The 24,695-nt window shown below is 36.4% G+C and carries 26 protein-coding genes and 1 pseudogene; 20 read left to right on the top strand and 7 right to left on the bottom strand.

Annotated features, from left to right (window positions below; all coding sequences use genetic code 11):
* A partial coding sequence (locus WFK35_RS02165) for an RtcB family protein (protein ID WP_336731136.1) occupies window positions 1-1,224 on the bottom strand: 1,224 nt, incomplete at its 3' end.
* A 351-nt stretch (window positions 1,225-1,575) separates the two neighbouring features.
* Here WFK35_RS02165 and WFK35_RS02170 point away from each other — a divergent pair.
* The 4 genes from WFK35_RS02170 to WFK35_RS02185 all read left to right on the top strand — a co-directional run bounded on the left by WFK35_RS02170 (window position 1,576) and on the right by WFK35_RS02185 (window position 3,584).
* Window positions 1,576-1,908, top strand: coding sequence for a HopJ type III effector protein (locus tag WFK35_RS02170; RefSeq protein WP_336731137.1), 333 nt, complete (start codon window positions 1,576-1,578; stop codon window positions 1,906-1,908).
* A gap of 40 nt (window positions 1,909-1,948) precedes the next feature.
* Window positions 1,949-2,281: a hypothetical protein gene (locus tag WFK35_RS02175; RefSeq protein ID WP_336731138.1), complete on the top strand. Its 333-nt coding sequence runs from the start codon at window positions 1,949-1,951 to the stop codon at window positions 2,279-2,281.
* An 86-nt stretch (window positions 2,282-2,367) separates the two neighbouring features.
* Window positions 2,368-3,387: a helix-turn-helix transcriptional regulator gene (locus tag WFK35_RS02180; protein ID WP_336731140.1), complete on the top strand. Its 1,020-nt coding sequence runs from the start codon at window positions 2,368-2,370 to the stop codon at window positions 3,385-3,387.
* 53 nt (window positions 3,388-3,440) lie between these two features.
* Window positions 3,441-3,584 (top strand): hypothetical protein, encoded by a 144-nt coding sequence (locus tag WFK35_RS02185; RefSeq protein WP_165763009.1) that lies wholly within the window; start codon window positions 3,441-3,443, stop codon window positions 3,582-3,584.
* 375 nt (window positions 3,585-3,959) lie between these two features.
* Here WFK35_RS02185 and WFK35_RS02190 read toward each other — a convergent pair whose 3' ends face one another.
* Together WFK35_RS02190 and WFK35_RS02195 are read right to left on the bottom strand one after the other, a co-directional pair.
* Window positions 3,960-5,144 (bottom strand): DUF1501 domain-containing protein, encoded by a 1,185-nt coding sequence (locus WFK35_RS02190; RefSeq protein ID WP_336731141.1) that lies wholly within the window; start codon window positions 5,142-5,144, stop codon window positions 3,960-3,962.
* Between the two features lie 83 nt (window positions 5,145-5,227).
* The gene (locus tag WFK35_RS02195) at window positions 5,228-6,613 is read right to left on the bottom strand and encodes a DUF1800 domain-containing protein (RefSeq protein WP_336731142.1); all 1,386 of its coding nucleotides are present in this window, start codon (window positions 6,611-6,613) and stop codon (window positions 5,228-5,230) included.
* Window positions 6,614-6,895: 282 nt separating this feature from the next.
* Between WFK35_RS02195 and WFK35_RS02200 the strand changes: the two genes are divergently transcribed.
* From WFK35_RS02200 to yiaA, 8 genes are all read left to right on the top strand, one after another.
* The gene (locus WFK35_RS02200; protein WP_336731144.1) at window positions 6,896-7,459 is read left to right on the top strand and encodes a hypothetical protein; all 564 of its coding nucleotides are present in this window, start codon (window positions 6,896-6,898) and stop codon (window positions 7,457-7,459) included.
* A gap of 114 nt (window positions 7,460-7,573) precedes the next feature.
* Window positions 7,574-8,623 (top strand): glucokinase, encoded by a 1,050-nt coding sequence (locus WFK35_RS02205; RefSeq protein ID WP_235130023.1) that lies wholly within the window; start codon window positions 7,574-7,576, stop codon window positions 8,621-8,623.
* Window positions 8,624-8,774: 151 nt separating this feature from the next.
* Window positions 8,775-9,341 (top strand): YceI family protein, encoded by a 567-nt coding sequence (locus WFK35_RS02210; RefSeq protein ID WP_336731146.1) that lies wholly within the window; start codon window positions 8,775-8,777, stop codon window positions 9,339-9,341.
* A gap of 78 nt (window positions 9,342-9,419) precedes the next feature.
* Window positions 9,420-10,052, top strand: a complete 633-nt coding sequence (locus WFK35_RS02215; RefSeq protein WP_214590419.1) for a YceI family protein — start codon at window positions 9,420-9,422, stop codon at window positions 10,050-10,052.
* Window positions 10,053-10,136: 84 nt separating this feature from the next.
* Window positions 10,137-10,778: an alpha/beta hydrolase gene (locus tag WFK35_RS02220; RefSeq protein WP_214590418.1), complete on the top strand. Its 642-nt coding sequence runs from the start codon at window positions 10,137-10,139 to the stop codon at window positions 10,776-10,778.
* Between the two features lie 107 nt (window positions 10,779-10,885).
* Entirely contained in the window at window positions 10,886-12,229 is a 1,344-nt protein-coding gene (locus WFK35_RS02225) for an ammonium transporter (RefSeq protein ID WP_336731148.1), read from the top strand.
* Between the two features lie 238 nt (window positions 12,230-12,467).
* Window positions 12,468-13,886, top strand: coding sequence for an L-serine ammonia-lyase (locus tag WFK35_RS02230; protein WP_336731149.1), 1,419 nt, complete (start codon window positions 12,468-12,470; stop codon window positions 13,884-13,886).
* 105 nt (window positions 13,887-13,991) lie between these two features.
* Window positions 13,992-14,384, top strand: coding sequence for an inner membrane protein YiaA (gene yiaA, locus WFK35_RS02235; RefSeq protein ID WP_076396732.1), 393 nt, complete (start codon window positions 13,992-13,994; stop codon window positions 14,382-14,384).
* 163 nt (window positions 14,385-14,547) lie between these two features.
* Here the strand turns inward: yiaA and purE are convergent, their stop codons facing one another.
* Entirely contained in the window at window positions 14,548-15,051 is a 504-nt protein-coding gene (gene purE, locus WFK35_RS02240; protein ID WP_336731151.1) for a 5-(carboxyamino)imidazole ribonucleotide mutase, read from the bottom strand.
* A 145-nt stretch (window positions 15,052-15,196) separates the two neighbouring features.
* Between purE and WFK35_RS02245 the strand changes: the two genes are divergently transcribed.
* From WFK35_RS02245 to WFK35_RS02270, 6 genes are all read left to right on the top strand, one after another.
* Window positions 15,197-16,102, top strand: a complete 906-nt coding sequence (locus WFK35_RS02245; protein WP_336731176.1) for a DMT family transporter — start codon at window positions 15,197-15,199, stop codon at window positions 16,100-16,102.
* Window positions 16,103-16,193: 91 nt separating this feature from the next.
* Window positions 16,194-16,760 (top strand): hypothetical protein, encoded by a 567-nt coding sequence (locus tag WFK35_RS02250; RefSeq protein WP_336731153.1) that lies wholly within the window; start codon window positions 16,194-16,196, stop codon window positions 16,758-16,760.
* A gap of 7 nt (window positions 16,761-16,767) precedes the next feature.
* Window positions 16,768-18,891 carry a cation:proton antiporter gene (locus tag WFK35_RS02255; protein WP_336731154.1) on the top strand — a complete coding sequence of 708 codons (2,124 nt, stop codon included), beginning with the start codon at window positions 16,768-16,770 and terminating at the stop codon, window positions 18,889-18,891.
* 73 nt (window positions 18,892-18,964) lie between these two features.
* Window positions 18,965-19,450 (top strand): hypothetical protein, encoded by a 486-nt coding sequence (locus WFK35_RS02260; protein ID WP_336731155.1) that lies wholly within the window; start codon window positions 18,965-18,967, stop codon window positions 19,448-19,450.
* Window positions 19,447-19,806 carry a hypothetical protein gene (locus WFK35_RS02265; RefSeq protein ID WP_336731157.1) on the top strand — a complete coding sequence of 120 codons (360 nt, stop codon included), beginning with the start codon at window positions 19,447-19,449 and terminating at the stop codon, window positions 19,804-19,806. The genes WFK35_RS02260 and WFK35_RS02265 overlap by 4 nt, the downstream gene beginning before the upstream one ends.
* Window positions 19,807-19,956: 150 nt before the next feature.
* Window positions 19,957-20,688: a hypothetical protein gene (locus tag WFK35_RS02270; RefSeq protein ID WP_336731158.1), complete on the top strand. Its 732-nt coding sequence runs from the start codon at window positions 19,957-19,959 to the stop codon at window positions 20,686-20,688.
* Window positions 20,689-20,744: 56 nt separating this feature from the next.
* Here WFK35_RS02270 and WFK35_RS02275 read toward each other — a convergent pair whose 3' ends face one another.
* On the bottom strand, window positions 20,745-21,857 hold the full coding sequence (locus WFK35_RS02275) for a 5-(carboxyamino)imidazole ribonucleotide synthase (RefSeq protein WP_336731159.1): 1,113 nt from the start codon (window positions 21,855-21,857) through the stop codon (window positions 20,745-20,747).
* A gap of 132 nt (window positions 21,858-21,989) precedes the next feature.
* Window positions 21,990-22,535, bottom strand: a complete 546-nt coding sequence (locus WFK35_RS02280; RefSeq protein ID WP_336731160.1) for a DUF1543 domain-containing protein — start codon at window positions 22,533-22,535, stop codon at window positions 21,990-21,992.
* Between the two features lie 85 nt (window positions 22,536-22,620).
* Here WFK35_RS02280 and WFK35_RS02285 point away from each other — a divergent pair, with 85 nt between their 5' ends.
* Complete coding sequence (locus tag WFK35_RS02285) at window positions 22,621-23,451, top strand: sulfite exporter TauE/SafE family protein (RefSeq protein WP_076396750.1); 831 nt, start codon at window positions 22,621-22,623, stop codon at window positions 23,449-23,451.
* Window positions 23,451-23,834 carry a DUF1634 domain-containing protein gene (locus WFK35_RS02290; RefSeq protein ID WP_336731161.1) on the top strand — a complete coding sequence of 128 codons (384 nt, stop codon included), beginning with the start codon at window positions 23,451-23,453 and terminating at the stop codon, window positions 23,832-23,834. Before WFK35_RS02285 ends, WFK35_RS02290 begins: the two co-directional genes overlap by 1 nt.
* A 2-nt stretch (window positions 23,835-23,836) precedes the next feature.
* Here the strand turns inward: WFK35_RS02290 and bla are convergent.
* Window positions 23,837-24,688: pseudogene (gene bla / locus WFK35_RS02295) on the bottom strand (subclass B3 metallo-beta-lactamase).
* Between the last annotated feature and the right edge of the window lie 7 nt (window positions 24,689-24,695).

A 24,695-nucleotide genomic window follows, 5' to 3' on the forward strand; every position in this document is an offset into this window, starting at 1 on the left:
AAGCTCAGAAATATCAATTTCGTTGGTGAAGAAACGGATATCTAATCCTTTGGTTTCTTCTTCAAAAACTTCTTCAATGGTCTTATGCGCCAAAGATTTTTTATGCTGACTTCTGCTGAAATTTCTTCCTGCTCCGTGAGGTGCAAAACCCAGATTTCTTTCGTTGGTTGTTCCTTTTACTATTAAAACAGGTTCTGCCATATTCAAAGGAATCAATCTCGGACCTGTAATATCCGGCATAAATTTATCATCCAAAGGCGTTGCACCTTTTGCGTGGTAGAATAAATCTCCATCTCTGAAAACAAAATTATGCTCATTCCAGTATCGGTCTTCTTTCTCGATTCCCAATTTATTCAAAGCGGCATCATGAATGGAAATATGGTTTTCTTTCGTCCATTTTCTGATTAACTGCAAAGCTTCCCAATATTGTTTTCCTTCTTCCGTTTCATAAGGGATCCATGCGTTTTCTCTTAAGGTTTCAGGAGAGATTTCCATTCTGAACTGGTTCGCAACCTTCATTCCTTTATCATATAAAGCTGCTCCCGGAGCTCTTGAACCGTGGTGTGTTACGAGCATCGTGTTTCCTGTATTTTTGGAAATTCCGACAAACAGGAAATGGTTTCCGTCGCCCTGCGTTCCCATATGCGAACGCGCAATGCTGATTAATTTTTCATCATTCAGGAAATCGTTTTCTCTGAAAGCATTCATTAATTCCTGAGACATCGGCATCTGTTCTCCTCTCGGTCTTCCACCGTATCCGAAATGCGTGATAGAATGAGCTGCATCCAACACTTCTTTAGGATCTGCTTTCCCAAAATCCGTCAACATCACAGAACAGCAGATATCTGCGCTATGGAATCCCGGATGAATCGCATTTTTTGCCACAACCACACCGCCAACAGGAATATGACCTGCAGGACCTGTAGGACAAGCATCCGGCATAATGGCTCCGTTTTCCAGAGTCGGCGTTTTCATCAGGACTTTCATCGTGTTGATTACTTTTTCCACGTTATCATTTTCACTTTCGTGTTCTGCTCTGATGTTGATCACAAAATCTTTTGCCGTTTCATAAAGCGGAATCAGTTCGGGCTGTTTAAACTGTTCCAGATATTCTTTTATCTGAGTTTCGTCTAAATTATTTTCGTTGATGAATTCAATCGCTTCTTTAAACCATTTCGCTGGTCTGTATCCTAATTCGATTAAATGATTTCCGTTAAATTCCATGTGTTCTCTCATTTTGATGATGCAAAGTAAGAACTAAAGTGTGCAATCTTTTTGCGCAGATAAAATTATTTTAATTATTTTTGAGGAATTAACCACAAAAGGCACAAAAGTTAGTTGACACACGAGTCACATTAGTTTTAAGTTAAATGATTGAGAATATTTTAGAGCACATCAGATTTAAAAATCAAAGATTTTTGTGAGGAACAAATAAAGCTCTAAAGTGGATATTGAATCATTTCAAATAAAAAAATAGTGTCCTTCGTGAACGTGAAATGGTTTTTTAAAACCTTTCTACACAGATATTGCTCCGATCGGGCGGATTTCTGTTATTTATAAATAAAAAATTAAGATATGTTATTTGAACAATTAGAAAAATCGGCAGAGGAAATCCAGTTTAAGGATGTAATTGCTTTTATTGATGAACATTACGATTTCACTCCAACAAAATTTATGAACGGAAATACGGTAAATGAAGCCAATCAGAATAATGGGTCGTGTAAGATTTTTAGTTTTGCGAAATTAAATGATCTGTCGAAAGAAGAAACGCTGAATCTTTTCGGAGAATTTTACAGGGAAGATGTTCTTAAAAATCCTGAAGGAACAGATCATCAGAATATCAGAAACTTTATGGAATCCGGCTGGGAAGGAATTTCTTTTGAAGGAAAAGCTTTGCTAAGGAAATAGAAATTAAACAGTTGAAGTTAGATAAAGTTCGATTAATACCATGGAATACAGAAAAGAAAAACTATTTTGTAAAGAGAACTTTAAACTGGTTACGGAACTCACGGAATTCAGAATGTCTGTATGGATTACCGGTTTCGGTCTGGAAAACGCAGTGACGGGTGAAGAGGTTCTTCCTTTATCTTCCTATTTTAATCTGGATCATGTCGAAGAACTGAGTGAAGAAATTTTAGAAATAAAGTTTAGAATCTATCCTTCCGGTAAAAAAAATTACACGGTTAAAGTACATCCTTTTTCAAAGCAGTTTGAATATGAAGACAAAATGTACTCCACCGATCATTTTTGTAAAGTAATCACAGGAGAAGATTTAAGATAGAAAGATAATCCATAAATTTAATTGTCTCTTGAAAAACGAATCTTTTTGACCTGAAAGTCCATAGAAAAACTACCAATAGAAAGAAAATGTCATCCAACAAAAACGCGCTCATCCGGTATAAAACACTGGATAAATGTCTGAAAAATAAATACCGGAAATATACTCTCGAAGATCTTATTGACGAATGTTCGGAAGCTTTGTTTGAATTTGAAGGAAAAGAATCTTTTGTAAGCAAAAGAACGGTACAGCTTGATCTGCAGAATATGCGGAGTGAAAAATTCGGATATGAAGCACCGATTGAGGTATACGAAAGAAAATATTACCGCTACAGCGATCCCGATTACAGCATTCATAATATTTCGGTCAATGAAAGTGATCTGAAGGCTATGAATAATGCGGTGCAGATTCTAAAGCAGTTCAAAGATTTTTCGATGTTTAAGGAAATGAACGGGGTGATCCAAAAACTGGAAGATTCCATCCATTCCACGAACCAGAAATCAATTATTCATTTAGATAAAAATGAGCAATTGAAAGGATTGGAATATATTGATGTTCTGTATGATGCGATTTTGCACAAGAAAGTACTGAACATCACGTATAAAAGTTTTAAGGCAAGAGAATCGGACTCTTATATTGTTCATCCGCAGTTGCTGAAGGAATTTAACAACCGCTGGTTTTTGATCTGTTCCAATAAACAATATGTCTACAATCTGGCTCTGGACAGAATGGAAGATATTCAGACCGATGAAAATATTGAGTATATTGACATGAATCTCGACGGCGACGAATATTTCAAAGATATTGTGGGAGTAAGTGTTTCTCCGACGATGGCTCCGCGAAATGTGGTTTTCTTTGTAGATTCTTCCAACGCTCCTTATGTAAAGACCAAGCCTTTTCATGCCAGTCAGGAAATTGTAAGCGAAAGTAATGAGGGAACCATTTTTAAAATCTGTGTACAGCTGAATTTTGAGCTGGAAAGACTTCTTTTGGGGTTCGGAGAATGTCTGGTTGTGCATAAACCGAGAAAACTCCGCTTGCGGCTAGAAGAAAAATTCAAAGCGGCAGCTAAAAATTATGAAAACCTTGTGATTCCGTATGAAGACTGATAAAAATCTTGGCGTAGAAATTGTATTGCATCAATTATTAAAAAATAAACAGTATGAAATCAAGAATATTAAAAGCAGTTGTTGCTGTGGTAGCTCCTTTAGTGATTGAATTTATCGTGAAGAAAATTTCTGAGAAGATTGATCAGAAAAGTCAGAAAAAAGAAGATCCTAAGCAACTTCCTGCATCCACGAATTAACATGACAAGTAGTTAGATTTAAATTATAGAAAAGAGGCTGTTCATTTTTGCAACAGCCTCTTTTTATTTTTAAAATTTTCTAAATTGATTTTAAAATTCGCCGCAAACTGAAGGTTCGACAGAGTAAAAATTTGCAAAACATGATCAAAATGTAATAATTACTAAATTTATTGTTAACTTTTTATTTGTTAAGACAAATTTTTATGATTGTCCGTAATTTGTCATCATTAAACCTTTGAGTTCTTTGCTGAGTGAATAGTTTATGCTGAGCTTGTCGAAGCACCTTTGTGAACTTAGAAGCAGTTAGTATATCAGAAAATCTTAGTGATCTTAGCGTTAAAAGCAGTATAATTTATAATGTATAATCAAACGCTTTTATACAAAATCATAAACCCCGTTTTTCCATCCCAGAACTTTAGAAGAGTCTGCTTTCAGCCAGTTTTTTAGGATGGTGGCATAAATTTTCCGGAAATCTTCGGTGTAGATTAAATCGCCTTCATTCAGATTCTGTAAATCGGGAAGTGCATTCAGAATTCCTTTTTTCTTTAAACCTCCACTGATGAAAAACATCTGATTTGCCGTTCCATGATCGGTTCCGTTACTTGCATTCTGGGCAACACGTCGACCAAATTCTGAAAAAGTCATTAGTAAAATATCATTAAAAAGTCCGTTACTTTTCATATCCGCCACAAACGCTTTTACCGCATCATTAATATCTGTAAACAGTTTTTGCTGTCTTTCATTCTGGTTGACGTGTGTATCGAAACTTCCGATGGAAAGATAATACACTCTTGTATTGATGTCAGATTTAATTAAAGAAGAAACGGTTTTAAAGTCTTTTCCAAGCTGAGAATTCGGGTAGACTTGTGCTGTGTTTTTTGCCTTGCTTTTTTCGAAAATATACCCAGCATTGTTGATGGTGGAACCTAATGTCTGATAAAGATAGGAAACCGTTTCATCGTCATGATGATGATCATACAGCGATTTGAAATATTTTTCCTGACTGGTCTGATATAATCTTTTCGGATCTTTAAAGGCAAATGCTTTATTTTTTTCACCTTTTAAAGCTAAACTCAGCATATCATCCACTTCTAATGCTTGTGTGGGATGATCGCATTTATAACATTCTTCATCCAGAAATCTTCCTAACCAACCTGTGTCAAGATATTCATCGCTTCTGCTTGCGGAATGCCAGATGTCCATGCTTCGGAAGTGTGATTTATCGGGATTCGGATAACCCACATTGTTCATTACAGAAAGTTCTCCCTGATCGTACAGTTCTTTGAAATAGGAGAGGGCAGGATTAATCCCCGCTTCGTCCGTAAGCTGCATGGAATTCTGAATGGCAATTTTATTTCTTTCCCTGAAATAAATATCATTTTTTGTAGGAATAATCGTATTCAGACCATCGTTTCCTCCTGTGAATTGCAGTACCACCAATATTTTCTGATTGGGTTCCAATGCGTCATCGAATGTCATGGCTTTCAGGAAATTCGGCATCAGAAACGATGCGGTTGCCAATGAACTTATTTTTAGAAATTCTCTTCTTTTGATTAACATAAGCTTAGGTTTTAGGGTAAAGATGATAGGTTGCAGGCTTTAAAGCTGTATTTTAGCGGGAAGCTAAAATCTGCTGCTGAAAACTACATTAACTGATATTCCGGTGTCGACATGAGATTAATGACATTCATTTTCACACTGTTGTCGGAGAAATTTTTCACCGAACCCATATCCAGAGATTTGGAATTCTGAATTAAATAATCTTCCACATTCTTTCCGTTAAAAATCTTTTCTACACGAGTCCAATCGATCGTAATATTGGGGTTTTTAAAACTTTTCGTTAAAGAATTCGTGTTGTTTTTTAAACCCATATCCAAATCATCATCTTCTTTCGGACGGTAATCTAAGGGTCGCAAACCAGACCAGATCTGCGGAATCTGAAGTCTTAACATTAAAGTCGAGCTGTCGATCCACGATTTTCCGTTTGGCCAGCCTGAAACATTGGGTGGGTACAAAAGCATCTGTCCCAGTAATTTCTGATAAACGATGAGGTTTTCAGGATTCTGAATGGTCATGGGAAGTGACCGCATCATTCCTGCCATGAGTTCAATCGGAGATTTTATCCTGCTGCCGATGTTTTTTTTATCATAAAACCACGAACTCGAGAAAATATCCATCATGAGTTTTTTAATGTCGTAACCGGACTGGTAGAAACTTTCGCTCAGGGATTTTACAACGTTTTCATCAACATTTTCATTCACGAAGAATTTATAGATTTTTGTGGTGATGAATTTTGCGGTCGCTTTTTGTTCAAGAATGATATTTAAAACATCTGTACCTGTAAAATTGCCTGTTTTTCCGAGAAAGGTTTTTGCGCCTTCATCATGAAGATTTTTCCGTTCTTTAAAATTTCCTTCTTTATCAGATCCCCATCCTGTAAAAGCTCTCGCACCTTCCCGTATGTCTTTCTCCGTATAATTTCCTCGTCCCATTGTGAAAAGCTCCATTACTTCACGGGCAAAATTTTCGTTGGGATGATCTTTTTTGTTCTGCTGATTGTTCAGGAAATTCAGCATTGCAGGAGCCTGACTGACTTCAAATAATAGATCTTTAAAGTTTCCGAGTGCATTTTTTCGGATGACATTTAAAATCTGTCGGTTAAATTTCGGGTTCACCACTCTGGAAGCAAAATGTCCATGCCAGAAAAAAGACATTTTTTCTCTCATCTGCTCTTTGCTGTTCACCATTTTATTAAGAAAATTCAGATTGAGCTCTTCGTTCTGCAGTCGGCTGATTCTCTGCATTTCCTTTTTCTTTTCTGCCGGAGTCTGATCATTCATCATATAATCTCCGGTTTCAGGTAGATCGGGAGTATTATAATTTACATAAAGAAACGTTTCTTCTCTAAACAGATCATTAATCAGGCTTTTAATGTCTTTTTTATGAAGATCTTCCAGCTGATTGATTCCCGGTCCGAATCCTGCCCGCCAGAGAAGGTGTTTATTGTTGAGTAACGATGGAGAAATCATATCAATTATTTACTTTTTGATGGCTGTGATAAGGTAAGGTTAAAATTAATAACGGTTAAGAATTGTTAATATTGAATGGTATTTTGAATAAATTGAGTTTAAATGTTTAATCATTTATTTAAAATGAGTGAATTTTTTAAACGTTTATTTAATTTTTTAGTCAGAATAATGAATTGAATTTCATGTTTTTACATTTTTAAGCATTGTTAAAGTCGCAGGAAAGGCTTTGCTTGGCACGATTTTTACATTTTTCAGGTTAGTAAAATTTAAAAAATCAGAGTTATGAAAATGTTTAAACAAGCAATTTTATTTGCCGGAATTTTGACTGCAGGAGCATTGAGCGCACAAAGTGCACAGATGAATAATATGATTAAGGTAGGAGCAAATGTTGGTTTAGCAGTTCCTTCTGACAATACTTCGATGGCAGTAGGAGTGGATGTAGCGTATCAGAACCTTATTACTCCGGGATTCGGATTGGGTATCGCAACAGGATATACACACTATTTCGGTAAAGATAACAACGGATATACCAATAATGATGTGGGAGTAGTTCCTGTAGCAGCATTAATTAGAATTTATCCTAAACAGACAGGATTTTACTTTGGTACAGACTTAGGATACGGATTTTTGACAGGGGATAATAAAGTAGCATCTAACGTTGCATTGGACAGACCAAACGGCGGATTTTATTTAAAGCCTGAAATCGGATATCACAATCAGGACTGGAATTTCTTCGTACAGTACCAGAAAGTTTTTGTAGGAAACAACGGCGATCTGCCAAATCAGGACTACAATGTGGGCAACATTGGGGTAGGATTTTCTTACAATATTCCTTTAGGAAAGTAGTTAGATTTAAATATAAGCAATTATTAACCAAACCTTTTCGATTTTTTGAGAAGGTTTTTTATTTCTAACGAAAATTTACAAAAGATATTATTATATTTGATAAAATTTGAGGTTATGATTTTGAATCCAAAATTTCCACTTTATTTACCAGGAGTAAAAAACGGTAGCAATGATAACGTTTCTATCATTGGCGCAAACCTACGTGAAGATATTACAACTTTAGGATATTTCGTCTCCGGTAACGGAGGTCTTGAGATTAAAATCCAGAATAATTACCCAACGAAAGAGTATGCTTCTTTTTCAGAAATCCTGAAGAAGTTTATTCAGGACAATCAGCTGGAGAACGTGAAAAGGCTTGGAATGGCTGTTCCGGGACCGGTTTTAAACGGAAAAAGCAGCCCAGCAAGATTAGGCTGGAATCTTGATGTAGAAGAATACAAAAGAGATCTGGGATTCGAAAAAGTAAATATGCTGAATGACCAGGAGTCTTCCGCTTACGGAATGGGGCTTTTGGAAGATTCTGATCTTGACCCGATCTACACAAGCGGACATCTTGAAAACGGCAACGTAGCGATTCTTGCTCCGGGAAATGGTTTGGGTGAAGCCGGATATTTCTTCGACGGAAAATATTTAAGACCTTTCGCAACAGAAGGAGGACATTCGGAATTCTCTCCAAGAACGAATGTTGAGGTAGAATTTTATCAGTTTCTGAATAATCTTTACGGAATTGTAAGCTGGGAAAATGTGTTATCTAAAGGAGGTCTGTTTAATATTTACAGATTCCTCAGAGATGTAAAAAGACATCCTGAACCGGAATGGCTTGCAGAGCGTTTCTCGAATGGCAATTTTGTAGAAGAACTATATAAAGCTGCGGTTGAAGAAGATGTTCTGATCTGTAAGATTGCTCTAGACACTTTCCTTGAATTTTTAGCAAGAGAGGCAAACAATTTAACGCTGAAATTAAAAGCAACCGGCGGTTTGCTGATTTCCGGAGATATTCCGCAAATTATTACAGACTATATTAACAAGGATAAATTCTATGAAAAGTTTAAAATAAGCGATAAAATGGAAGAAATGCTGAGAAACATTCCGATTTATCTGAACAGAAATCCGAATACGGCACTCATTGGTTCAGCGCTTTATACCGCTTACTATCACGAATAAAACAAAGCTCCGAAGAAATTCGGAGTTTTTTTATGGATGATATTACTCATGAAAAAAAATGTATTTATTGATGTACATCAATGAAATCTCTCTAAGCAGTTAATTACATTTGCATCAGTAAATAACAAACAAGAAAATAACTTTTATTCAAATGAAAAAAATATTTTTATTAGCAGTTTTAGCAAGCGGACTTGCATTCGGACAGGTAAAAAAAGTAGTAAGCTCTGATGTACAGTGGTGGGGTTACAAAATCGCAAAATCTGAGGCAAGCTCTCACAACGGTACCGTAAAAGTAAAATCCGGAGAAATGGTATTGAAAGGAAACCAGTTAGTAGGAGGTTCTTTCGTTTTAGACATGACTTCTATTAATGCTACAGACCTTTCCGGTGAATATCAGCAAAAACTGAATGGTCACCTTAAAACAGGAGATTTCTTTGAAGTTGAAAAATTCCCAACGGCTACTTTCAAAATCACCGGAGTAAAGAAAAACAATGACAAAGTGTACACTTCTTTAGTTACAGGAAACTTAACGGTAAAAGGAAAAACCAACGCGATTTCTTTCCCTGCAAAAATTACGTATGCAAACGGAGTAGTTAGCCTGATGTCAAATAAATTCTCTATCGACAGACAGAAATTTGATGTTGCTTACAAATCAACAATGCAGGATGTTCTTGTGAAAGATGATATGGATTTGCTTGTAAAAGTAACAGCTAAATAATTTAATCAAAAAAAGATTATTAAAAGTGTAGAAGTTCTACACTTTTTTTTATTTTTGTTGAATTGTAAATAAAAAAGAATGAAAAGATTACTATTGTTTGCTATGATGTGCGTAAGTATGTCATTTGTTTTCGCTCAGAAGAAAGGAGATAAAGTGGTAAAAGTAACATCGTCGGACATCAGATGGTGGGGGTATAAAGTTGTAAAAACGGTTCCTACTACACATTCCGGAACCATAAAACTGAAAAGTGGAAAATTCACTTTTGACAAAACAGTTTTGGTGGACGGAGAATTTGTGATTGATATGAAGTCATTGATGGCGGGTGATGTTTCCAGTCAGGATGAAGATATGGTAAAATTAACGAACGATCTTAAAAGTTCAAATTTCTTCGATGTTAAAAAATTCCCGCTGGCGAAATTCCATTTAACGAAAATAATTCCTTTGGCAAACAGCGAGTATAATTCTACAGTTTACGGAGATGTAACGATTAAAGGGGTGAGAAAAACGATCACTTTCCCTGCAAATGTCTATATCACTCAGTTTACAGTGGTTATCGAATCGGCTAAATTCTCATTGAACAGAAGAGATTTCAAAGTGTTCTACCAGTCTTCTCTGAAGGATTATTTCATTAAAAACGAAATGGATATTCAGTTCAAAATTTCGACAGCAGTTTTGGATAACGAAAACAGAACGCCTGTTAAAAAGAAATAAGGTATAATTTCCTTTAATAAATGAAAATGAGCGATTTCTTTGGGAATCGCTCATTTTTTTTAACGATTTTTTTATTTTAGTGGTATGAAAATTTATGTAGTAAGCGGACTTGGTGCAGATTTTAAGGTTTTGGAGAAAATTGAATTTCCAAAGCATCACGAAGTGGTTTTTATCGATTGGCTGATTCCTCACCAAAATGAAGAATTCTCAGATTACGTAAAAAGAATGGCAGAAAAAGTTGATGATTCTGAGCCGTTTTATCTGGTAGGTTACTCTTTCGGCGGAATTATGGTTCAGGAAATCAACAGGCTGAAACCTGCCAGAAAAGTTGTTATTCTCGGAAGCATTAAATCCCATAAAGAAAAATCCCGTCTTATTAAAGCCGGACAGATCACAAAAATTCCAAAAGTTCTTCCCGTTACTTTCTTCAACGAAAGAACAACCAATATGTATTCTGTAGTCAGAAAATTCTTTGATCCCCGAAATCCTAAGGTTTTACAATACTTCAGAGTAAGAGATCCGTATTATTTAAAATGGTCGATTGAAAAAATATCAGACTGGAAGTTTGAAGAAAACCCCGATGTTATACAGATTTTGGCAGACCGCGATATTGTTTTCCCGATAAAAAATTCCAAACCCGATTATGTAATCAAAGGAGGGACTCATTTATTTCCAATTACTAAATTTAAAGAAGTGGCTTCTATTTTAAAGGGGGTTTTGGATTGAACTTGTATTTAAAATTAAAATTGTATTAATTTTTAAGGGGTTTGTTTTGAATTTTATTGTTTTTGAAAAATTTATCCTTACATTTGAAGGGTAAACACAAATTTTTTATGACAGTAGGTTTAAAATGGATTGTTTCTTTCGCTATCATCGCTCTGGTTGCTGTAGGCGGATTATTCTGGAGTCCCATTACAGATTTTCCCAACACAGGAGAGTTTTTAAGCGAAGATAAAATTGTAGGTGCGGATGTTGCATGGATTCTTGCTGCGGCAGGTCTTGTTTTATTAATGACTCCCGGTTTATCTTTCTTTTACGGAGGAATGGTAGGGAAGAAAAACGTAATTTCTACGATGCTTCAAAGTTTTATTGCTTTGGGAGTGATTTCTATTTTGTGGGTAGTGGTTGGTTTTTCCCTCTCTTTCGGAGATTCTATTGGTTTTACCATCAATGGAGAACATTACGGAATCATCGGCAATCCTATGAGCTATCCTTTTTTCAGCAGGGTAGGAGTGTTGCCGCATAAAGCAATGGCTTCAACAATTCCTTTTATTCTTTTTGCCTTATTTCAGATGAAATTCGCAGTCATTACCCCTGCGTTAATTACGGGTTCTTTTGCAGAACGTGTACGCTTCATCTCCTATCTTCTATTCATGGTGCTTTTCAGCCTGTTTATTTATACTCCGCTTTGTCATATGGTTTGGCATCCGGACGGATTGCTGAATAAATATTTTGGTGTAAAAGATTTTGCGGGAGGTACTGTTGTACACATGAGTGCTGGTTTTGCAGCTTTAGCAGGCGCAATGGTTGTAGGAAACAGGAAAAAACCTCATCACGATCCTTCCAATATTTCGTATGTGATGCTGGGAACAGGAATGCTTTGGTTCGGGTGGTTTGGTTTTAATGCAGGTTCGGCTTTGGCAGCCAATGCAACAGCAGCAACGGCTTTCGGAACCACTACAATTGCTTCAGCTTCTGCGATGATGACGTGGATCTTTTTCGACAGGATTAATAAAAGAAAAGTTTCAGCTTTAGGAGCGTGTATCGGAGCCGTTGTTGGTTTAGTCGCAATTACTCCCGCCTGTGGTTTTGTTTCCGTTTCAGAAAGTCTGTTCATCGGATTTATTTCCGCCATAGTTTCTAATGTAATGGTGAATTGGAAAGCGTTAAAGAAAATTGACGATACACTGGATGTTTTTGCCTGTCATGGAGTAGGAGGAATTATGGGGATGATCTTAACGGCAATTTTTGCACACGGTGAAAATGCGAGTCTTCTTCATGGTGGGTTTGAAGTTTTTGCCCATCATATGGCAGCCTTATTTTTAGTCTCTGTTTTTACTTTTTTCGGGTCATTGCTTTTGTATAAAATAACCAATAGCATAATTACTTTAAGAGTTTCTGAAGAATCCGAAGATATGGGACTGGATATTTCGCAGCATGAAGAAAGCCTTTGCTGAGAAAGAAAATGTTGAATAGTAAATGGTCAATTGTCAATCGTGAATTTACTTAAATTAAAAAATTAACAATTTACAATTGAATGCGAAGCAAATTCACCATTCGTCATTCATACAAAAAAGATTATCTACAAGTGTTCATATAGTTTTAATTTGAGCCGGAGCTGAATTTTCAGCTCCGGCTTTTGCATCTCGATTTATCGTGTATCTTTGTGTTTGGGAAAAATGAGCAAATTTCTATATGGAATCAATATCGGTTTTTGAGATTATAAAAGTAGGAATAGGTCCGTCCAGTTCGCATACGATGGGACCTTGGAATGCGGCATCTGCATTCATCAGGATTATTAAAAGAGAAAGAGCAATTGAAGAGGTAAAAGAAGTTTTCCTTGAATTTTTCGGTTCACTGGCAAAAACGGGGATCGGTCACGGAACCGATATTGCCGGAATGCTCGGTCTGAATGGAGAAGATTTTAAAACAATCGATACCACAAAAATTGATGAAAAAATAGAAAAAATAAAATCTACCCAAATTCTTAATCTGGGTGGCGAAAAAGAAATTCCTTTCATTTACGGGCATCATTTGGTGCTTAATATGAAAAAATCTCTTGAGTATCATCCCAACGGAATGATTTTCAAGGCTGTTTTTGAAGACGGAACCGAGCTTGTGCAGGATTTTTATTCTGTAGGCGGCGGTTTTATCATGAGTCAGGAAAAAAAATCAATTCAGAAACATTGTGTCCGTACTCTATATCCTTGTCATAAATCTTCCGACATTGTAAAATATTGTGAAAAACTTGGATTAAAACGTATTTCAGATTTAATTTTAATCAATGAAGAAAGCTGGAGAACACCGGACGAGACAAGAGCAGAAGCACTTTACATCTGGCAGCAGATTAAAGAATGCATTTACAAAGGCGTCAATAAAGAAGGAACTCTTCCGGGCGGATTGAATGTTACGCGTCGTGCAGCCGGAATCAACAGAAAATTACTGGGCGATAAAATTTACAAAAATAAAGATGAATGGTTTCAGCAGGTTGTAGAAGCCGAAGAAAATTTTACCAATATCAATAAATGGATTTCCTGTTTTGCATTGGCGGTGAATGAAGAAAATGCAAGTTTCGGAAGAATTATTACCGCTCCTACCAACGGTGCAAGTGGCGTAATTCCGGCGGTTCTGATGTATGCACAGGCTTTTACGGAATTCACCAGCGAAGATGACATTGTAAGATTTCTTTTAGTAGCAGGAGAAATCGGTACATTATTCAAAAAAAATGCAACCATTTCTGCGGCAATGGGCGGTTGTCAGGCAGAAGTAGGCGTTTCTTCCGCAATGGCGGCGGCTGGTCTTACCGAAATTTTGGGCGGAAGTGTCGGTCAGGTTTTAATGGCAGCCGAAATTGCCATGGAGCATCATTTAGGCTTAACCTGTGACCCGATAAAAGGTCTGGTACAGATTCCTTGTATCGAAAGAAATACAATGGGAGCTATAAAAGCCATCACGGCAGCAAATATTGCACTTGAAAGTGATCCAGCGAAAGCAAAAGTAACGTTAGATGAAGTAATCCAGACGATGTGGGAAACCGCTTTATCGATGAATGACCGTTTTAAGGAAACTTCCGAAGGCGGTTTGGCAATTGCGGTGAATGTTCCGGAGTGTTAATGGAAAAATATATGTTATTAGTTAATTTAATTAAGGAACCTTTAAAGAATAGTTCACATTTAATTTAAATTAATATCTTTGAAACCTTTAACAAAAACATTAAACATGAAAAAGCAAAATGTATCAACTGCATTTGTCGCAGCATCCTGGGTTGCTTTAGGAGCCGGAATGATTGGTTTTATTGTAGGTCTTGCAAGAGCGGAAATGCAGCTTAATGAGAAAGGATATTATTTTACCATTCTTCTGTATGGATTATTTGCAGTAGTTTCTTTGCAGAAAGCAGTACGCGACAGACTGGAAAATATCAAAGTGACTGATATCTACTATGGAATCTGTTGGTTTGCTACCCTTTCCTCCATCGTATTACTGGCAATCGGATTATGGAATGCGACAATTCTTCCAAGTGAAAAAGGGTTTTACGGATTTGCCTTTTTACTGGCGCTTTTCGGAGCCATTGCCGTTCAGAAAAATACACGGGACAATATGCTTCAGGAATAAAAAATGATTAGACTCTCCAAATTCGGAGAGTTTTTATTTTAATGGAACTCGAAAAAATTCCTGATGAAACAAGCTGTAGCGGAATAACTAACTAAATTTCAGGAGTAGTGATAAAGACTCAGGCTCACGAATTTCGTGAGCCTGAGTTTTATAATGTATTAAATTATTTATCAAAATGATTCGGATGTTTCTCTTTAATATCGTCCACGGTTCCCAGAACTTTATCCTTTAAAGAATCCTGATATTGCTGAAGGTTTTCAGCAACGGTTTCATCGGAGCTTCCGATAATTTTTGCAGCTAAAATTCCCGCATTCAAAGCACCGTTCAAAGCCACTGTAGCTACAGGAATTCCACCCGGCATCTGCAGGATGGATAATACAGAATCCCAGCCATCAATAGAGTTGCTCGACAAAATAGGAACTCCGATCACAGGTAAAGTTGTACAGCTCGCTACCATTCCCGGAAGATGGGCTGCTCCTCCCGCTCCGGCAACAATTACTTTCAATCCCCTTTCTTTAGCGGTTTTCGCATAATCGAACATTCTTTCCGGTGTTCTGTGTGCAGAAACTACCGTCAGTTCATAAGGAATGTTCAGGGATTTTAAAAAATTCGCTGCCTGTTCCATGATTGGCAAGTCGCTATGACTTCCCATTATTATTCCTACCATTTTTCAATTTATTAGATGTTCAAAGATAAAAAATTAAAAAACCTCACGCAAAAAGGCTTAAAAGTTGTTGGATAATATTGATGAAGCTCAGGAAAGCTTTTGAATGAACTTTTAATTGAATATATTTGCCGCTAAGACCACCATTTTGAAAGATTTTAAGCTTACTCTTGCCATTCTCACTGTTGCTGTTGTCTGGGGAACTACATTTTTATCAATCCGCGTTGCTGTTGAAACCATTCCGGCTTGGTTTGTTGCGGGAATCCGCCAGTTTCTGGCAGCAGTTATCATGCTTTTCATTTTACTGTACAGAAAACAGTTCCAGTGGATCGGCTGGAAAAATCTGGGATATCAGCTTATTTTTTCTTTTTTAATGCTGATTATGGCTAACGGACTGACAACCGTTGCAGAAGAAACGCTGACGAGCAGTTTAACTTCATTAATGAGCGCAACTTCACCTATTGTTGTTTTTTTGGGAAGTGTTGCCATCGGATTGCAGAAATTCACCATTCGTGCAATGATCGGTCTTTTAATGTGTTTCGGAGGAATTTTATTTATCTTTTGGGACGGCATTAATGATCTTGCGAATCCGGATTACAGATTTGGGATTTTCCTTTTATTTATTGCCATTGCAGGATGGGCTTCAGGAACGATTTTTACGAAGAAAATGAATATCCAGAGTAAAAATATTTCACTGAACTTATTCTATCAGTTCGCGTTTGCCGGAATTATTCAGATTATTTTTGCTTTCCTTTTCACGGATAATTATAACTTCGAAAACTGGTCTGTAAAAAGTATTTCGGCAATGCTGTATCTTTCCGTTTTCGGCTCTGTAGCTGCTTTTTTTGCCTATCATTATGCTTTAACAAAGGTTTCTCCGGTGCAGGTTTCCATACTGGCTTATATTAATACCATTATTTCAATTTTCTTAAGCTGGCTGATTCTTAATGAAGAAATTTCAGCTAAATTTATCATTGCAGCGATATTGATTATTTTGGGTGTTTTTGTTATTAATTACAATAGAGAAATGTTTAAAAAGCAACGAATTGCTTAAAAATTAATCTGAATTATTACCATTCACACAAAAATAGAGGCTCTAAACTTTCCGTTTTTTTTCTTATATTGTTCTCACCAAGTTATTCAATATGATAAAAAACGCCTTATTTGCAGTTTCTGCTATTCTTCTGCTTTTAACAAGCTGCGACAATAGAAAAAAGGAAAATGACCTTACTTTAAGAGAGCAGCAATTACTGGAAAAAGAAAAATCATTTGCACAGAAGGAATCTGAATATCAGTCTCTTTTAAAAATGAGAGACAGTATTTTTGCTAAAAAAGATTCGGTGAGAATTGTAGTCTGGCCTGCTGAAATCGCCGGATCGTGGACAGGAAAAGTGATCTGTACAGAATCCAACTGCAGCGATTATGTAGTCGGTGATCAGCGTACCGATACATGGGAATTCGACAGTGATTCTATCCAGCTTGTAACCAAAATCATTAACAATAATAATCTGGTAAGGCTCTACTCCGGAAAATTTGAAAATAACGAGGCAAAACTAAATTTTAAAACAGATTCTACTTCGAGAAAACAGGTCGAAATGAATGTGCTTCTCAATGATTTTTCAGCCAATAAAATAAGAGGGACAAGAACCATTTCAGCTGATAATAACTGTATGGCGAAATTCTCTGTAGAATTAGTACGTTCCACCAAATAAACACAAAATGACTTTACTGAGCATCCATAATCTGAGTCTTCCTATCGAAGACCCGGTACTTAAATTTCTTCTGGTTTTAATTATTATTCTTGCAGCGCCATTGCTTTTGAATAAGATAAAAGTCCCGCATCTGCTGGGATTGATTATTGCAGGGGCTGTCATCGGTCCGAACGGTTTTAATGTTCTGGCGAGAGACAGCAGTATTGTGGTGACGGGAACTACCGGACTGCTTTACATCATGTTTCTTGCAGGGCTGGAAATAGACATGGGCGATTTCAAAAAAAATAAATGGAAAAGTCTCACCTTCGGAATTTATACCTTTACGGTTCCCTTTGTTTTGGGGTATTTCGGAGCCTATTATATTCTGCATTTTTCGGTTCTGACTTCGGTACTTTTTGCCAGTTTATTTTCGTCTCACACCTTAATTGCATATCCTTTAGTCAGTAAATTGGGCATAGCAAAAAATTCAGCAGTGAACATTACTGTCGGTGGAACGATGATTACGGATATTCTTGCGCTTTTGGTTCTTGCCGTGATTGTAGGAATGGCACAAGGCGATGTCGGAACAGAATTCTGGGTAAAACTTTCTGTCTCATTTGTGGTTTTCGGACTGATTGTTCTGCTTATTTTCCCAATGATCGGACGTTGGTTCTTTAAAAAAGTTGATGACAAAATTTCACAGTATATTTTTGTTCTGGTGATGATCTATCTCGCGGCTTTACTGGCAGAATTGGCAGGCGTTGAAGCGATTATCGGAGCGTTCTTCGCAGGATTGGCTTTAAACAGACTGATTCCTCACACCTCATCGCTGATGAACCGTGTAGAATTTGTAGGAAATGCGATCTTCATCCCTTTTTTCCTGATCAGTGTAGGAATGCTTATTGATTTCAAAGTCTTTTTTAAAAGCTGGGAAACTTTGGAAGTAGCCGCAATAATGCTTGTTGCTTCAATTGTCGGAAAATATCTTTCGGCTGTTGCTACACAGAAAACATTCAGGCTAAGCAAAGAAGAAGGAAAACTGATTTTCGGACTGAGTTCTGCTTCGGCGGCTGCAACATTGGCTTCGGTAATGGTGGGTTACAATATCATTCTTTCTGAAACTGAAACTGGAGAACCCATCAGATTATTAAATGAGCATGTTCTGAACGGAAGTATTCTGCTAATTTTGATTTCATGTACCATTTCTTCATTCATTTCCATGTCCAGCGCACAGAAAATTGCAGAACAGGACAATGAAGATACGGTTTCCGGAAATACGCATGAAGAGGAAAACATTCTTCTGGCTTTAAATTATGAAGCCACCGTTGAAAGAATGGTGAATCTGGGAATTTTAATTAAAGCCCATTCCAATACAGAAAATATATTCGCGCTGAACGTGATTAATGAAGATAAAAACGAATCTTCCGTAAAAAATGCCGAAAAACTTCTGCACAGCGCTACAGATACGGCTGCTGCCGCAGATGTGAAAATTCAGCCACTGAAAAGATACGATAATGATGTCATCAACGGAGTGAATAACGTTATTAAAGAGCAGAATATTACCGATATCATCATCGGACTGGAAGATGAAAAAGGTTTTTCTCCTTCTTTTGTGTACAATCTTTACAACGGCTATCTTCAGAACGACCATGTGAATGTTTTGGTGTATCACGCTGCACAGCCTTTGTCGACCATCAAAAAATATGCGGTGATGATTCCCGAAAACGCCCACAAAGAAGCAGGTTTCTTTCATGCGCTTTTAAGGGTTTGGAATATTGCCAGAAACTCCGGGGCAACGATTGTTTTTTATGCTTCGGAAACTATTCTGGACATTCTTCAGAAAATTATTAAAAAAGCCAATATTGAAGCGGAATTTATTATTATGAATTCTTGGAAAGACGGCGAAAAAACCGCTGCGGAACTTAAAGAAGATGAAGCTTTAATTGTTTTTATGGCTAAAAGAGGCATGAAGTCCTACATTCCGCAGATGAGACTGATTCCGGAACTTTTAAACAGAAACCTTCGCGACAATAATTATTTGTTGGTTTTCCCGTTCTCCGAATTTGATGAAAATGATGTGGAAAAACGTTCCGTAGGAAATCATGATGATTTTATGGAAATCGGGAATGTGATTAAGAAGATTTTTAAGTAGAAGCGGACAATTATATATTTAATTTCTAAATAAAAAAGTGTATTTTTCAAATCAGGTATAAAAAACGCTAAAAATGTCAGAAATTAAATATGGTAGAAAGTTTTTTGATTATGATGAAATAGATTATTTTCAAATTGAAATTGAGATGGAAGATGCTGCTAACTTATATAAGTTTAAAAAAAGGTCAAATATTGATAACCTAAAATATCAAGTAATCTGTAATAACACCCCTGAAAACATTAATGATCTTGATTTTCTCAATTTTATGAATGAAATTGGTTGTAGAAAACAGATTATAAATACTTCCGATTTTAGCAGTATAGATAAAATATTTGTAGAAAAGCCAGCCGGAGAAATGATGGCTGCTGGTTGCATTGCTGTTTTCAGAGATATTCTGATTTTTAAGAAGAATAAATTGGTTACCGGGATCGCCAAAATATGTTTCAGTTGCCATAAATATCAACTTACAGGAACAGAAGCCCAAATAGAAAATTTCGGTTCCAATGATGATTACTCAAAGCTTGCAGGTATTTTATACAATACAGAAATTAATTTATGAAAAAAATAGTTATCCTGTTCGTTTCACTTGTTGCTTTAATGATGATTTCAGTTACGATATACTGGAATCTTCCGATTGAAATCACTAGAAAATCGAATATTGAAAAAGGGAATAAAATCATTCAGAATATTAAAAGCTATGAAAAAAAGTTCGGCAGGCTTCCCGAAAATAGCGATTACAAAGCCTTAGAAAATTTGGGTTTACCACATAAAGATACACGGATTTATCTTGATTATAAAACAGATAAAAAAAGTAATTTTGAACTTACTTATCTTGAAGGTTTTGACGGACCTTATCTTTTATGGAATTCTCAAGAAGGAAAATGGACGATTGATTATCCGAAGATCTTTAAATAAAATTCCATTAATACTGTTTCAAAATATTATATTTGCGCCTGAAAAAAAATAACCATGTATAAGATGAAAAAAATTTTTGTAATACCCTTTGTTTTGCTTTTAAGTTCTTGTAGTTCTGATGACAATGATACTTTGCCTGAACAAACATGCTTGATCACAAAATTTAATAAAGCAAATATCATAAACGGACAACAGTTTTATACCTCCGAATATGTATATGATGGAAATTTAATTATCAAAAAGCTTGACTATAATATAGTAGACAATACTCCTTCCGGGCAGACTTATCCAACCTATACTCTTCAGCTAAAAGCAACAACAGAAATTCAGTATAATGCTTTGAAACAACCTGTAAAAATAATTGAAGGCGTAGATTATAATAATATGCAAAATATTGATTATTTACAATATGATAATCAAGGCAGACTATCTGAAAAGAATAGGGTATCCACTTATTTAACGGACAATACCTCTTCAACTAAAAATTTTAAATATACTTATAGTTCGACCAATAAAATAGTTCTTATTGCTGAAAAAATAACCAACAGTTGGGGAGATGTATATGGTGAAAATACTAAAACACTATCTTATGATACAAATGGAAACCTCAAAGAAATAGAACAGATAAATGCGGGGAACTCAGCACTTAAAGTGGTTACAAAATACGATAATTATGATACCTATAAGAATCCGTATACCAACGTAAATGTTCCTTTTGAAGATATTTTCTTTTTAAGACTTTCCAAAAACAATCACAGAAAATACAGTAAAATAACTTATATGAATGGTTATCCGACACCTCCGTATGAAACCTATGAAATTAGCGGATATGAATATAATGAACACGGATATCCTAAATTTGCCGAATATAAATGTAATTAAAAACTAAAAAAGACTGCCTTCTCAAGCAGTCTTTTTCAATGATGTTAATCGTGAAATTATTCGGAAATAACTCTTACCATTTCTTTTACCATTACAAGTTTTTCCATCAGTTCTTCTCTTGATTCTGCCAGAACATTGATGTGCCCCATTTTTCTTCCCGGTTTCGTTTCTGTTTTGCCATAAAGATGAACGTAGGTTTCAGGAAGTCTTAAAACGTCTTCCATTCCTTCATAAACTACTTTTCCGGAAAAACCTTCTGCGCCCACCAGATTCAGCATTCCGCTGTAGATAATGGCATCCGTATCTGCCAGAGGTAAATTTTTTACTACGCGGTACATCTGCTCAAACTGTGAATTCGCATTTCCTTCCTGACTCTGATGTCCTGAATTGTGAAGTCGCGGAGCCGTTTCGTTTACCCAGACTTTTCCTTCTTTATCTAAAAACAGTTCGATGGCGAAAAGTCCCGGAGAATGAATTGCATTCAGGAATTTTTCTGTTATCGAATTGATCTGCTCCTCAATTTCTTCGGTTAAAAAAACAGGACAGATGTTGAAATCCAGAAGATTAAGTTTCGGATCGGCAACCATTTCCGTTACAGGGAAAGTTTTTGTTTCTCCGTTCTCATTTCTGGCAACAATTACGGAAAGTTCTTTATCAATATCCACTAACTTTTCGATCACAGAATCCTGTATCCAGAGATTTTTCATGTCTTCATTGGTACGGATTACCTGAACGCCTTTTCCGTCGTAACCTCCTGTGTTCATTTTCTGTACAAACGGCAGAGGCATTTTGATTTCGTCGGAACTTCCGTCCATTACTTCAAATTCAGGACTTGGAATATCGTGCTCCGCGTAAAATTGTTTCTGAAGAATCTTTTGTTGAATCGTTTTAATGATTTTAGAATTCGGAACGACTTTTATCCCCTGATTTTCAAGTTCGGCAAGAGCATCCGCGTTTACGTGCTCAATTTCGATGGTTACCACATCTTTATCCTTACCGAAATTCAGAACGGTTTCATAATCGTTGAAATTTCCCTGTGTAAAGTAGGAAATATTATGACAGGGTGCGTCTGAAGCAGGATCCAGCGTATAAAATTCATCGTCGTATTTCAATGCTTCCTGAATCAGCATTCGTCCGAGCTGTCCTCCTCCTAAAATTCCAATTTTCATTTTTTACTTTTATTTTCTGTTAGATTTTATATCGTTTAAAATTTAACGCTAAGCAGGCAGAGAGTTTTTTGAAAAATTCACTCATTATTTTTCGCTCGCAAAGGCGTTTCACTCAGTTATGAGCATTATATTTTATTGAATTTTATCAATTTTCAGATATCCCAGTTCCACTACGTTTTCCTGATTTTCAGCATTGGATTTTATTAGGGAAATAGAATATTTTTCTTTCATTTTTTCAGGAAGAATATCATTTACCCTGAAAATATCATCAATGTCTACGCCGTGTTTATCATCAATATGACTTTCCGCTCCTTTAAACCCCATGGTTTTATAAAATTCTGTAGCTTTTGCTCTTTTGGTAACTTCCGCCATCGAATTTCCAACCATTAAATGCTGTTCATGAAATTCTTCAAAGAAACCTCTTTTATATCCTCCGAGATTAATAAAGTAAAGCTGTTCTTCCGATGTTTTTTCCCCTTTTTCTGTAATTTTCACTTCATAACCATCAATAAAACGCACTTCCTGATAACAGTCGATGTGGATTTTAACATCCTTCCAGAACTCTTTCATATCCGGAACCAGATCTTTCAGGCTTTCCGCAATTCCGAAGAAGACATCGTGCTGCTCAATATTTCGCCCTTTCGGAGTAGCTCCGAGGATGATATAAAATAATTTCATATAAAATTTTGTTTATGCAAAAATACGTCAAATTTATCTTTTTTAAACGTTTGGCAGACTAACGCAATAGTTTTATATTTGTAACATGTCAGAAATCATCATTCTCTTTCTTGGAGCAATTTCGGCAGGACTTCTGGGTTCTTTGACCGGATTGGGAGGAGGAGTTATCATCATTCCTTTATTAACGCTGGGTTTCGGCGTTCCTATGCATTACGCCATCGGTGCTTCTCTTATCTCTGTTATCGGAACTTCTTCCGGTGCGGCAGTAGCTTTTGTAAAAGAAGGCTTTACCAATATGAGAGTCGGGATGTTTTTAGAAATAGCGACCACTTCAGGAGCCATCGTCGGAGCTTTGGTTTCGGGTATGCTTAATCCGAATACCATCGGAATTATTTTCGCGAGTATTCTTCTTTTAACGGTTATTTTAAATTTAAAAGGGAAACCGGATCATCAGGAACCTATTATTAAAGGAAGTCTGGAAGAAAAATTAAAATTATTCGGAACTTTTCCGGATAAAGGGGTGGTGAAAAGTTATTCTGCAAGAAATACAGTTCCGGGATTTCTAATGATGATGTTCGCAGGAGCCATGTCCGGATTGCTGGGAATCGGTTCCGGCGCGCTGAAAGTTCTGGCAATGGATAATATGATGAAACTGCCTTTTAAAGTTTCTACGACTACCAGTAACTTCATGATTGGGGTAACAGCGGTTGCAAGTGCGCTGATCTATTTTCAGAGAGGTGAAATTATTCCTGTGATTGCAGCTCCGGTTCTTATTGGGGTTGTGGTAGGAAGTTTTATCGGATCTAAAACACTGATGGTTTCCAAGACCAAAAAATTAAAGACATTCTTTGCCATTGTGATTACGATTCTTTCGGTTTACATGATGTACAACGGTATCAATAAAAGCTTCAGATAATGAGAAAAAATTTCACGGATGTCGATCTGAACCGTTCTGTAGGGAATTTGCTGAGACTGGGAGTTATTCTTTCTGTTGCAACATCGTTAATAGGTTTTATCAAACTTTTTACGGAGGGCTTTAAAATGCCTGAAAAATATACTTCCCTCGATATGGGAGAATCTTCGGAAAAAGTCTGGGGACATTTCTGGCATTCGCTGTGTAAAGGCGAAGGAATGGCGATTATCCAGTTGGGAATTCTTCTTTTGGTGTTCACTCCGTTAATGAGAATTATTTTCGCATTGATTGGTTATTTAAAAGAAAAAGACTACATCTACGTAGTCATTTCTTCAATTGTTCTTGCGATTATGGTGATAAGCTTTTTTACGGGGTACGCGCATTAAACTCACTCAGATTTCTTCTTCAGAAAGTCTTTTTCTAAAGAATCGAGTTCGTCCTGATATTCTTTTTTGTTCATAAAGACAGCAGGATTATACGGATCTTTTGGCTTGTGTTTTTCATGAAGATCAAACTGACTCGCGTGAGAAGCAACCCAAATATCAAAATCCAGATTTTTCATGGCATTTAAAGTATACTCATAATCTTTTTCAATAGAGGGATATGCAGTAACTTCAGAAAACTTTTTATCCACGATAATGGTCGGCATATTCGCTATTAAAACTTTATAGCTTCTTTTGCTGTCCTTTGTTTCAAACAAAAAACTACATGATCCTTTGGTATGACCGGGGTGATGAAGCATTGTTAATTTTGCATCTCCAAGAGTCACCACATTTTTATCTTTTAAAATATAATCAGGTTTTACAGGTTTAAAAGTAACACCGTATTTTCCCAGTTCATAATCCGATTTTCCGCCGCTTTTCAGGACATCTGCATCGGCTTCGTCAACATATAATTTGGCTCCCGTTTCTTTTTTAATGTCTGCCATTGCGCCCAAATGATCGTAATGCGCCTGTGTAAGCAGCAATATTTCAGTATCCTGATATTTAAACCCCAGCTTTTTAATATTATTTTTAATGATCGGAAGAGAATCTGCAAGTCCTGTATTGATTAAGATATTTCCTTTACTCGTAACGATAAGATACGACGCAAGATCGTACGTTCCTACGTAATACAGATTTCCGGCAAGTAAGATTGTGACCACTCTTTAGGGTGACCTTTCGGTTCATTCACTTTCTGCGCATTGATATTGGTTAATGCAAATGCTGCAAGAATTACGACAATCTTTTTCATGATTAATTTAAGTT

The organism is Chryseobacterium sp. VD8, assembly GCF_037149975.1.
Taxonomy (GTDB): Bacteria; Bacteroidota; Bacteroidia; order Flavobacteriales; family Weeksellaceae; genus Chryseobacterium; species Chryseobacterium indicum.